Raw genomic sequence first — 11,883 nt, 5'->3', positions numbered from 1 at the left:
TAGTTGCACCGAGAAACAATGGTACATTAGCTTGCTTTTTCAAAAATGATAAAGCACCCGTAAAATTCATAGCTTTTCTCCTATTTTTTAAAATGTGTCCGAAAACCATCTCCCCATCTCCCTACCTCCCCCTCTACTTTTAAATAGCTCCCTTCAGGGGTTCTATACAGTTGCCACAGAAGGAGATTTTGTTTCTACCTGCATACGTTTTCCAGTCATAACCATTTTCACTCCACCTGCTGGGGCTAAAGTTACACCGCGACGTACTGGTTTTACTGGTTGTTTGTCTGCTAATGCTAAATTATAGTGTCTGAGAATAGTTGCCAATACCAATTTCATTTCAAACATGGCAAACGCTGCTCCAATACAACGTCGGTTAGTACCACCAAAAGGTAAAAATTCGTAAGCGGAGTATTGACGTTCTAAAAATCGTTCTGGTTTAAATTTTTCGGGTTCAGGATACAAATCTTCCCGGTGATGAGTTAGATAAATACAGGGAGTTAAAGCAGTTCCCACTGGGTATTCTTGACCCATTATTGTGATTGTTTTTTTTGCTTCTCGTGGAGATACAATCAATACTACTGGATAAATACGCAGGGTTTCACAGCAAACTGCATTTAGATAGGGCAANCTAAAAATCGTTCTGGTTTAAATTTTTCGGGTTCAGGATACAAATCTTCCCGGTGATGAGTTAGATAAATACAGGGAGTTAAAGCAGTTCCCACTGGGTATTCTTGACCCATTATTGTGATTGTTTTTTTTGCTTCTCGTGGAGATACAATCAATACTACTGGATAAATACGCAGGGTTTCACAGCAAACTGCATTTAGATAGGGCAACTTAATAATTGTCATTGGGTCTGGAGCATCCCCAAGAGTTGCCAATTCTTCTAATAGTTTGTGATAAATTTCTGGTTGGTAGTGAATCCAGTAAAAAGCCCAAGCTAATGCTGTTGCTGTAGTTTCATGTCCCCCTAATAGTAATGTCATCAACTCATCGCGCAATTCTATATCGCTCATACCTTCCCCTGTTTCATCTCGCGCCAACAAAAGCATTGTCAAAATGTCAGAGCTTTCAGTATCTAGTTGTTGACGACGTTCAGAAATTTCTGCACACAATAACTCGTAAATTTCTTCCCTTTCTTTGATAAATTTTCCCCACGGACTCCAAGCACCCAAATTTATTTGTAGAAACTCGAAAAATAACATACTTGCTTTCGAGGCGGAATTCAATGACTCCATAAGTGAACCCAAAAGTCGCTCTAATCTAGAGTACCTTTCTCCTTCAGATAAACCGAAAACTGCTTGTAATATTACTTTCAAAGATATCTCTTGAGTAGATTCTCTCATCGAAAAAACCTGCTCCGCTTCCCACTTGCTAGCTACTTGTTCAGTGACATTACAAATTAACTTACCATAAGCTTGCATTCGTTCCCCATGAAAGGGTGGCATCAATAATTGACGTTGACGTTGGTGAGGAGTACCATCCAATAACAATAATGAATAATCTCCTAGCAATGGCTGCAAAAATTTATTACCGGAACCACAGTCAAACTGTTTTGGGTTAGTCTTGAAAATTTCCTCAATGGCCTTTGGATGGCTAATCAATACCATTGGGTAATTCAAGTTTATTTGAAATGAGTCTCCATATTCCTTGCCACATTTTTCCATAAATGTCAAGGGTTTGGCCACCCACTGGAAGAGTTGAATTAAAACAGGAGTTTTTGGACCTGGCAGTTGTATCATTGTTATATTCTTAATTTAGTTATCTTTTGGATTTTTTGATTATTGTAACTATTAATTTTTTTGATTGCCTAGAACTTGAACAACATTGCCTAGACTTATTAATCCCTCAAGTAAAATCAATTAACATTGATCCCCGTAGATGTTAAATTATTATTAATCTGAAATAAAAATAGGACTTACGCAAAGAAACCTGCTTTCTAACGTAAATCATTGTTTTGAACAATAGAAGTCTACAAGAAACCGGGTTTCTGGGTTCGCCTATATATATAAGTCCTGAAAAAGAGAAAAATACAGGAAAATTGCTATGACTGCAACAACTCCAAAACCAACAACAGTTCCAGATTTTTGCGAAGGTATCCAATACTTCGGAGAAGCTTGGCCTGATTTTGAAACCCACGGCAAAACACCAGCAATAGCAGAAGGTAGTAAAGCGATCGCCTCACCAAGTGACCCGACTGGCGTATATCAAACCCTTCTCTACGCCGATGCTCTTCGTTACTTAATGCTACAAGTCACAGGCAGCAAAGCATCAGGACACCCTGGTGGTTTTGCCAGTCAAGCAGAAGCTTATGCAGCCTTAGTAATGTTAGGCTACAAAAATATTCTCACAGAAGTCGGACACCACGCCCCCGGATTTTATAGTGCTGTATTTCTCGATCGCTCCCTAGAAGATATGGAAATCTTCACAGTCCAACAAATGCGCGATCGCTTCCGGGAAATGCACGGACTTCTCGGACACCTATCTGGCTGTATTCCTGGATTACTTAACCCCGCTGGGCCACTGGGACAAGGGCAACATTTCGCTATGGCAGCAGCATTATTACATCGCGACACCCTATTCCCTTTCACTTTGGGAGACGGTGGTCTGGGAGAACCCTATCCAGTCAGCAGTATGGCGCACTTTAACACTGCCTATCCTGATGTCACTAACTTTTTACCTATTTTAGTGTGGAACGGTTATAGTCAAGAACATCACAGCATGGTCTCCACTAAAACTAATGAAGAAATGATTGCCTACTGGAAAGGCAACGGTTTTGCGGAAGTAATATTGGTAGATGCTAAAGACTTCGACGACCAAAACCAACCAGGCGACTATATTGATAGCAGCGCCTTCTCCTTAGAAAAGCGTCTGGAATTTACCAAAGCAGTATTAGAAAATGTTGACAAAGCAGCAAAATCTGCTCTTGGTGGCAAACTGACGATTTTTATTATCAAACAACTCAAAGGTGCAGGAGTTCACGCCAGAGGTTCAAAATCTCACAACCTCTATCCGAAAGACACCCTCGATAGTCCCCAAATTATGAACGCTCTCAAGGAACGCGCTCTACCAGTAGAAGGTTGGGAGTTAGTACGGAAAAATTGCGAACGTGCTGGTGGCGGTCCTGCTTCTAAAACTGTTGTCACGGAATTTGAGTACCCACTAGCAGAATTAGGTCAACTACCTTTAGAAGAATATGCTGTTGGTGGAGACCCCAAAGTTGCGACAACTGCAATGGGAGCATTAATAGCTCATGTCGGTCAAAAAGACCCTCATTTCTTAATTACTAATGCTGATGGTAACGCTGCATCAGGTATTAATAATATTAACCAAGCATTGAAAATTATTCACCCTACCACCGACGACATTTATTTCCAAGGTCCGAAAGGTCAGGTTTACGAACCTTTGAGTGAAGATGCTTGTGCTGGAATGGCAGCGGGTTTAGCATTAATGGGAGCGCGGACAGTTTGGTGTTCTTATGAATCTTTTGCTATTAACGGCGTACCTATTTGGCAAACTGTTACTCAAGCAATGGCAGAATTACGTCATCTCACCCCTTCGACTATTACATTATTTACTGCGGGTGCATTGGAACAGGGGCGTAATGGTTGGACACACCAACGTCCGGAAATTGAAGCTTATTTTGCAGCGATGATGCGAAATGGGAATGTATTCGCTCTATTCCCACCCGATGCTAATAGTATTCAAGTTTGTTATGACTGGGCGCTGACGACTAAGAATAAGGGTGTGACTATTACTGCTAGCAAGTCACCATTACCTATTCGCACTACTTTTGAACAGACAAGACAAGGTTTACAAGATGGTGCTGTTGTTCTTGAAGAGGTAGCAGGAGATCAGACTGTTGTGTTTGCAGTGGTGGGAGATATGCCATTAATTCCAGTATTTGAAGCTGCTGCTGCTTTGGAAGCTGAGGGTATTGGGGTGCGCATCGTTTCTGTGATGAACCCCCGGCGTTTGTATCGTCCCCAGGATACAGGTTGGGATACTTGTTCTGAAGCTGATGGCGGATTTTTGGATGATGCTGGTTTTGAGAAGTTATTCGGCGGTGATGCTTTAATAGGTGTGACTGGTGGCGCTAGTTTGATGTTGGAACCAATTATGTTACGGAGTCAGGTTAAGCGGGATACCTTTGCTTGGCGACGAGGTGAGACTGCTTCTAGTGCTGCTCAGGTGATGGCTTTTAATGGTATAACTGCTGAAGCTTTGACTAAGCGAGCGATAGAATTGGTACATTAAGATGGTAGAGGTTTGCTGAAAAAGACAGGACTTACGCAAACCAATCAATAAACTAACTGGTTTTATGGCTTGATTATTTCTAAAACTACCATGCTTCTTTGACAAACCTAGTTTATGCGTAAGTTCTATTGGGATTTTCAGCAAACCCTAAATTATATCAAATCAGCTTGCTACGGTTCCCGATAAATCGGAGTAACAAGAAACCGGGTTTGTGAGCGGTTAATGTTAGTATTGTAGGGCATTTGATACAAACCCGGTTTCTCTGCTTTTTTATTTCGATCAAGGTACTGATAACTGATAACTGATAACTGATAACTGAAATGACTATTTACTTTTTTGATGAAACAGAACAGCCTTATGGTTGTTTTTCCAATTTTTCCCCCCACGGTTTTGAACTGGATGGACTCTGGTGGCCAACTTCAGAGCATTATTTCCAAGCCCAAAAATTTGTGGGGACTCAGCATCTCGAAGAAATTAGATTAGCTAAAACTCCGGCAGATGCTGCTAAAATGGGGCGAGAGCGTACTCGTCCCCTCCGCAAAGACTGGGAGGAAATTAAAGAGGATGTGATGGAGCGAGGTTTACTTTGTAAATTTCAAACTCATAAAGATATTGGCGAAATTCTTCTGAGTACGGGGGATGAGTTAATAGTAGAAAATGCGCCTCAAGATTATTATTGGGGATGTGGTAAAGATGGGAGTGGGAAAAATCGTTTGGGAGAAATATTGATGAAAGTAAGGAATAGGTTACAGAATAATTAATAATTAATAATTCAGGTTAAAAATCTCCCCTTAAAAGCTATCCCTTATAAAGAACTCCTGAAAAACTTGTGGGGAGCAGGGGAGCAGTAAATAATTAATAATGAACAATTAATAATGATAATGCAAGGATTATTTAATTACTGGAGAGTACAAATTTATTCTAAAAAACGATTTGCTTTCAAGACTGAAAATATTACTGGAGCAGACTTACAGCAACTACATTATGAATAGAGAGTTTCTAACTTTGAAATGGCTGAAAGCCTTAGTTAGCAATAGTTATTCTCAGAACTTTGCAGTTTCTAGTTTAATTATTAATTATTCATAGAGGTACTGCTGATAACTGATAACTGATAACTGATAACTGAAATGACTGATTTAATGAATGCGGTTATTCTTACTGGGTTTGGTGGACCAGAAAAACTGGTCTATACTCAAGTTCCTAAACCAACCCCAAAACCGGGAAAAGTCTTAATTAAAGTGGGAGCTTGTTCGGTAAATAATACAGATATTAATACTCGCACTGGTTGGTATGCTGCGGAGGATAATTTTCAAGCTATTCTCCAAGATACAAAAGAAAACAACCCTAATAATACATCTTGCTGGACACAAAATGGTACAGAGTTTCCGCGAATACAAGGTGCTGATATTGTTGGCAAAGTAATAGAAATTGGGGGAAATGTAGATTCAAAACTTCTCCAAAAAAGAGTTATAGTTGATAGTTGGATTCGTGAAGAAACTCTAGATGACTATCAATATATTGGCAGTGAATTAGATGGGGGTTTTGCTGAATATGTAGTAGTTCCTGCTACTAATATTTATCCGATTAATTCTTCACTTTCTGATATTGAATTAGCTACATTTCCCTGTGCTTATTCTACAGCAGAAAATATGCTTACCAAAGGAAGAATTACAGCAGAAGATACTGTTGTAATTATCGGAGCTTCCGGTGGTGTTGGTAGTGCTTTAATTCAATTAAGTAAAATTAGAGGAGCAAAAGTTATTGCAATTGTTGGAGCTAATAAAGAAGCTTTTGCTAAAGATTTAGGTGCAGATTTTGTCTATCAAAGAAATGATAAATTAGCTGAAAATTTAGCTAAATATAAAATTACTGTTGCTTTAGATGTAGTCGGAGGAGATTATTTTAATTTGATGATTAAATCTCTTCAACCAAGAGGAAGATATGTTTCCTGTGGAGCAATTGGAAATCCAATGGTTTCTCTAGATTTACGAGATTTGATTTACAAAGATTTAGAAATGATTGGAGCAACACGTCTAGAATCTGAGGTATTTCAAAGGTTAGTTAGATACCTTGAAGCAGATTTATTAAAACCTTTGGTTGCTCAAGTTTTTCAGTTATCTGAAATTAAGGAGGCTCAACAATTTTTTCAAACTAAAAGTTTTTTTGGTAAAGTAGTTCTTGATATTGAAGAAGAAAATATTACTAAAGGTTGAGAATATTAATAATGAATATTGTCTTAAAACTTGTTTATTGTACTCGGTCAAAACATAACTTGACCTTGCTTTATCAATACAACGAAATAACTTTTACAACTACTCTTTGGTATTCAACAGTTGACTTTCATCAGCTAGAGTCAGAATATACCCAAGAATACATGGAAAAAATTTATTTCCATATTTTGTTATTTCATGGATTAAAGATATTAAGTTTAAAACCGACTCACCTTGACTTAGGAAAATATAGTAAATATTGGACAAGTAATCTACAAAAAATTTGGGATTTAAGCGTCGAACAATGTTTAGGGCAATGGCGTTATGAAACAGGTAATTTAGATTATCAAGGCACTCAAATTATTCATCAGGATATTGCTCCTCTGAAAAATTCAGCAGTAACTCTAATTCCTGGAAAAACTCCCTTACTTGTTTGCAATGGTGGTGGAAAAGATAGTCTGTTAATGGCTCGGATTTTAGACGATAATCATATTCCTTTTGATAGTTTTAGCATCAATCTACATACCCATGCTAATCCAGAAAAGTTGTTTGAAATGCACGAACAACATCTGTATAACCTCGAAAATCCACCGCAAAAAATTCACCGTCAGTATATTATTGAGTCATTCCTAAACTCTCCAGCAGCTAAACTTCATGGCGTAGAAAATTTAGAAGTTTCTGATATTAGAAATTATGAAGACTTACCTTTAGCTTATGGAATGTTTGGAATTTTGCCTATTATTCTGCAAGAGAAATATACCCAATTATGTTATGGCAATGAAAAAAGTGCTGATAGTGAACAGGTTAAGGTAGGAAGTCAAAATATTAATCATGCCTGGTGTAAAAGTACCGAGTGTGAAGAGGTTTATGAAAGGTATATCCAAGAAGAATTTATTAGTAATTTAGTAGTCTTTAGTTTACTAAAACCATGTTCTGATATATTAGTATATCGAATCTTAGCTCAAAAAGTTAAAAAAGGCGATTTAAAATTAGTTTACTCTTGTAATACTAAGCCGCCTTGGTGTAAATCTTGTCCTAAATGTGCTTATGTTTATTTGTCCTATATGGCTTATCTAACTCCAGAACAGGCAAATGAAATTGAACAAGTTTTAAACAAAGAAAATCTTTTTGATAAACCCGATATACAGCTTTATTATCGACAACTAATGGGGCTAGAAGATCATAATGCTTTTGAATGTGTGGGGGAAATTGAAGAGACCAAAATTGCTTTAGAAAAATGTCTGGAAAAAGGATTTACTGGTAAGGCAATTGATTGCTATATTCAAGAAGCACGTTTAGATAGAGATAAATATCACAATTTATGGAAAAAATATCAGCAATTGGATTTATCTTATCAGCGTATGCCACCAAAATTGATGGAAATTTTGATTCAAGAATGTCAGGAATTGGAGAGATTGTAATTAGAGGAGGTAGGGTGGGAGAGGAAAAAAAATTAACATGAATAAGGAAGTGATTGAATAGAATTTAAAATTATTATAGCCAATTCTGAAAACTGTTGGCTTGACAATTCTATTCTATTTATAATAGAAGATAAAGTGTACACGATTACCAGAAAAATAATACAGAATGACCAATACAACTAACTTATCTAACTCTGAGATACTTACAACCAATCCTTTGTCACCAGAGCAGATTAATAGGTATCATCAAGATGGATTTATCATTATTCCTAGCTTTTTTAATCGTCAAGAAATCGAACCTCTATATAAAGCCTGTGTTGAAGATACAAAACTACAAGAAAATGAGACAAGTTTTCTAGACATTGACGGAAATATTTGTCGATTTACTTATTTTATGGAAACACAGAATACTTTATTAGGAAGCATTCCTCGATTAGCGAGAATGGTGGATGCAGTTGAAACTCTCTTAGGAGGGAAAGAATGCTATCACTGGCACTCAAAAGTAGTGAGAAAAGAACCTCATTCCCAGGGCTACTTTAACTGGCATCAAGGCTACGGAGCTTGGTATTATGATGGCTGTTTATTCCCTGATTTTGTAAGCACTTTTGTTGCTGTCACTTCAGCAACTAAAGAAAATGGTTGTGTTCAAGTGTTGAAGTCATCCCATTTGCTTGGTCGAATCGATCATATTAATAGTCGTGGAAATATGATAACCGATCCAGAAAGAATGGAGGTAATTCTCAAAAAACTGGAATTAGTCTATTGTGAGATGGAACCAGGGGACATATTGATTATGCACGGTAATACACTTCACTATTCGGAAAATAATCAGACCGATCATCCTCGAGTCCTTGTTGTTAGTCATTACAACTCTGCTGACAATGAGCCATACGATTTAGAAGGGGCTGAAATTCTTCGGTATCGGCCATTGAAGAAATTACCTGACTCTTGGCTCCAAGATAAAAAATATGATTCAGTATTCATAGACAAAGATTTTTTTAACCAGCAAAAAACTGACGATGCCGAGTTATACGCTGGAGTAGGAAATCTTGAAAAAAGGTACTCTAGGCTTCCTAATACTAGAAAAATTAACGAAATGCCATAGAAAAATGTTTTGAACGGGGATTTACCGGTGAGATAATTGACTGCTATTTGCCCAAAGCTCGCTTAGAAGAAACTAGATACATCTAGTTGCAGAAAAGGTACTCGCAACTAGATGTATACTATCAGCCTCAGCCAAAAAAATTGATGAAAATTTTGATAGATGAATGTCAAAAATTAAATTAATAGGACTTACACATTGACGCTATTGCTGGAGTTTTTTCGCGCCACTGTGACGCATCAAGGCACTATATCTATATATAGATCCTTTGCGCAATTTAATTTGTATTTCTTGATTTTGAACAACTAAAAAATAGAAATTTTCAATGAACACTACAATAACTTTAAATGATAATTTTCTTGAAGTCCAAGGCAAACGTTTCCACTATATTTGGTTGCGACAAAATTGCCTATGTCCTGATTGTCGGCATCCTACTTCTTTCCAGGGGTTATTCGATATCAGCGATCTCTCCTCACCGCCAGAACCTTTATCTGTAGAGGAGAAGAATGGAGAAATTGAAATTATTTGGAAAGAAGAACCACCTCATAAAAGTATATTCCCTGTCTCCTGGCTGCTGAATCATGCTTACGACCCCTCGCCTCAGCAGCCCGAAGAACAAAAAATTCTATGGGATCGGGCTTGGTTAGATGCTCATCCACCCAAAAAGTACGATATTCATTCCTGNGAACCTTTATCTGTAGAGGAGAAGAATGGAGAAATTGAAATTATTTGGAAAGAAGAACCACCTCATAAAAGTATATTCCCTGTCTCCTGGCTGCTGAATCATGCTTACGACCCCTCGCCTCAGCAGCCCGAAGAACAAAAAATTCTATGGGATCGGGCTTGGTTAGATGCTCATCCACCCAAAAAGTACGATATTCATTCCTGTCCTGAAGATGTTTGGATGAGTCAGCTTTTTACATTAGGTTTTACTGTACTCAAGAATATCAATCCTGACAATTTAGATGATTTCATATCATCCATTGGACCGATTCATGCAACAGAATACGGACGATTCGGGGAATTAAAAGCAATGCCAAACAGCACAGATATTGGGCAGTCGCTTACAGGTCATGCGTTGGCACTTCACACTGATCGATGCCACGTCCACGAGCCGCGTCTAGTACAGGTTCTATATTGTGTAGACAACAATGCTTCTGGCGGCGAATCGTTACTTGTTGATGGCTTTCGTATTGCTACAGATTTTCACCAGAATCATCAAGACTACTTTCAGATTTTAGCAAAAACCCCTTTGCAGTTTCAGGATTTTGACCCAATGCGAGGGTATTTTTTCTCCCGCAAAACCCCAATTCTAGAACTAGACTGGGAGGGTAAAGTTGCTGGAATCTACTTTAGTCGCAAGACTTGTAATTGGAATATACCTTTCGATGAACTAGAAGCTTTTTATGAAGCATATTCAGCTTTTTGTCGTTATTTAAAAGATCCAATTTATGAATACCGCTTCCGTCTTGAACCTGGAGACTGTTTGCTAGCACAGAACTTTAGGATAATTCACGGACGAACAGCTTACGATCCGCTATCGGGACACAGACATCTTAGATGGGCTACTATTGCTTGGGATTACATCAACGCTAGGCAGAACTTTGAGATGCTTAAACACCTGTACTTGATGGAAAATTAACCAATTTAGTCACGAAAAATTAACGATATAGTGAGAGTATTAACTTAATCAAAAAATAACGATATAATGCCCTGAAAAAACATACTATTAAGCAGTAACTTAAGAATAAAGAAAAACATGATCGATAACAAATGATTACTTTAAATCACAATATAGAGCGTGACTATTGCATTTTAGTTAGTCCTAATAATCAACGTCCTCAAGCACATCTATAATACTTTTAAGATTCAAGATATGATTCCTGTTTTTACTTTGCCTCTACTTCCAGAAGATTCAGAAGTTATCCTAGATTTACAAAGTATTTTACATCAAGTTTACGACCAACGACGCTATAATTTAATAATTGACTATCAACAAAAAATTATTCCTGCTTTATCAAAAACTGATACAATTTGGGCAGCAAATATCTTGAACAAACAAGGGTTAAGATAAATTTGTACTAAAACTTGAACTAGGGAAACTGACCGTCTAAAAGTATGAAGCTAAAATTGTCTTTACTTATCTATAATCTGGTACTCCTAAAGATAACTCAAGCAATCAAAAATTCAGCTATTTTTACACAATCAAATTAGGCAGTAGATTAGTAATAATGTATAAAACTCAAGCAACAGATACAACCATAGAAACTGAAAAAATTTGGTTCGACCTCATAGGAAAAATACCCATAGAAACCAGAATAATGCAATATCACAGGGCATCCATTCAATCTCAATAAATTTGGTGGAATTTATTTAAACAACAACATGATAATCTAACAAATAAACAACTAAAAATAGAGTATATCAAATTAAAACTAGGAGAGAAATATTGCTCAATAAATAAACTTATTAACACAGATTTTATGATTGCTTCTGAAATTGATTTAGCCCTGAACCTTGGTGAAATATTAGATAATTTAAACATTCCTTACTACTTAAGTCGTGGTNAGATTTTATGATTGCTTCTGAAATTGATTTAGCCCTGAACCTTGGTGAAATATTAGATAATTTAAACATTCCTTACTACTTAAGTCGTGGTCTGGCTAGTTCGTTTTGGGGAGAACGGAGACAAACAGAAGATGCTGATATTGCAATTATTTTAGAACCAGATAAAGTAGAACAATTAATAACAGCATTATCAACAGAATTTTATCTGAGTGATACTGCTATAGATGATGCTCTGAGAGGTCGGACTAATAGCTTTAATGTCATTCATACAGCATCAGCTATTAAAGCAGATATTTATCCTATTAAACAGTCTAATGATTTT

9 protein-coding genes and 3 pseudogenes are annotated in these 11,883 nt (G+C 37.1%); 10 read left to right on the top strand and 2 right to left on the bottom strand.

Annotated features, from left to right (window positions below):
• Positions 1 to 162: 162 nt before the first annotated feature.
• Both AFK68_RS27450 and AFK68_RS27445 read right to left on the bottom strand, forming a co-directional pair.
• Positions 163 to 630: pseudogene (locus AFK68_RS27450) on the bottom strand (cytochrome P450); the annotation flags it as partial.
• Position 631: 1 nt separating this feature from the next.
• Positions 632 to 1,745, bottom strand: a 1,114-nt coding sequence (locus AFK68_RS27445; RefSeq protein WP_246844500.1) for a cytochrome P450, incomplete at its 3' end; no start/stop codon positions are given.
• A 304-nt stretch (positions 1,746 to 2,049) separates the two neighbouring features.
• Between AFK68_RS27445 and AFK68_RS27440 the strand changes: the two genes are divergently transcribed.
• The 10 genes and pseudogenes from AFK68_RS27440 to AFK68_RS27405 form a co-directional block, all read left to right on the top strand.
• On the top strand, positions 2,050 to 4,260 hold the full coding sequence (locus tag AFK68_RS27440) for a transketolase (RefSeq protein WP_094676784.1): 2,211 nt from the start codon (positions 2,050 to 2,052) through the stop codon (positions 4,258 to 4,260).
• A gap of 320 nt (positions 4,261 to 4,580) precedes the next feature.
• Positions 4,581 to 5,021, top strand: a complete 441-nt coding sequence (locus AFK68_RS27435; RefSeq protein ID WP_094676782.1) for an NADAR family protein — start codon at positions 4,581 to 4,583, stop codon at positions 5,019 to 5,021.
• A 366-nt stretch (positions 5,022 to 5,387) separates the two neighbouring features.
• Positions 5,388 to 6,473, top strand: coding sequence for an alcohol dehydrogenase family protein (locus AFK68_RS27430; protein WP_094676780.1), 1,086 nt, complete (start codon positions 5,388 to 5,390; stop codon positions 6,471 to 6,473).
• A gap of 11 nt (positions 6,474 to 6,484) precedes the next feature.
• Positions 6,485 to 7,891: a hypothetical protein gene (locus tag AFK68_RS27425; protein ID WP_094676778.1), complete on the top strand. Its 1,407-nt coding sequence runs from the start codon at positions 6,485 to 6,487 to the stop codon at positions 7,889 to 7,891.
• A gap of 166 nt (positions 7,892 to 8,057) precedes the next feature.
• Positions 8,058 to 8,996: a phytanoyl-CoA dioxygenase family protein gene (locus AFK68_RS27420; RefSeq protein WP_094673763.1), complete on the top strand. Its 939-nt coding sequence runs from the start codon at positions 8,058 to 8,060 to the stop codon at positions 8,994 to 8,996.
• A 322-nt stretch (positions 8,997 to 9,318) separates the two neighbouring features.
• Positions 9,319 to 9,677 (top strand): annotated as a pseudogene (locus AFK68_RS46680) (gamma-butyrobetaine hydroxylase-like domain-containing protein); the annotation flags it as partial.
• 1 nt (position 9,678) lies between these two features.
• Positions 9,679 to 10,635 (top strand): TauD/TfdA family dioxygenase (locus AFK68_RS27415; protein ID WP_210407653.1); only part of this gene is annotated, 957 nt, incomplete at its 5' end.
• 186 nt (positions 10,636 to 10,821) lie between these two features.
• Positions 10,822 to 11,067 carry a DUF4058 family protein gene (locus AFK68_RS27410; RefSeq protein WP_371357590.1) on the top strand — a complete coding sequence of 82 codons (246 nt, stop codon included), beginning with the start codon at positions 10,822 to 10,824 and terminating at the stop codon, positions 11,065 to 11,067.
• 157 nt (positions 11,068 to 11,224) lie between these two features.
• Entirely contained in the window at positions 11,225 to 11,350 is a 126-nt protein-coding gene (locus AFK68_RS43645) for a hypothetical protein (protein ID WP_256386588.1), read from the top strand.
• A 218-nt stretch (positions 11,351 to 11,568) separates the two neighbouring features.
• Positions 11,569 to 11,883, top strand: a pseudogene (locus AFK68_RS27405) (hypothetical protein); the annotation flags it as partial.

The sequence above is a fragment of the Hydrocoleum sp. CS-953 genome, assembly GCF_002260545.1.
Classification (GTDB): domain Bacteria; phylum Cyanobacteriota; class Cyanobacteriia; order Cyanobacteriales; family Microcoleaceae; genus Trichodesmium.
The sequence above is the reverse complement of the archived record's forward strand: the minus strand, read 5'-3'. Positions and strand labels throughout refer to the sequence as shown.

Coding starts and splice junctions, on each gene's coding strand:
- AFK68_RS43645 (WP_256386588.1), top strand. CDS start 11,225: ATGTATAAAACTCAAGCAACAGATACAACCATAGAAACTGAAAAAATT.
- AFK68_RS27425 (WP_094676778.1), top strand. CDS start 6,485: ATGAATATTGTCTTAAAACTTGTTTATTGTACTCGGTCAAAACATAAC.
- AFK68_RS27435 (WP_094676782.1), top strand. CDS start 4,581: ATGACTATTTACTTTTTTGATGAAACAGAACAGCCTTATGGTTGTTTT.
- AFK68_RS27430 (WP_094676780.1), top strand. CDS start 5,388: ATGACTGATTTAATGAATGCGGTTATTCTTACTGGGTTTGGTGGACCA.
- AFK68_RS27420 (WP_094673763.1), top strand. CDS start 8,058: ATGACCAATACAACTAACTTATCTAACTCTGAGATACTTACAACCAAT.
- AFK68_RS27440 (WP_094676784.1), top strand. CDS start 2,050: ATGACTGCAACAACTCCAAAACCAACAACAGTTCCAGATTTTTGCGAA.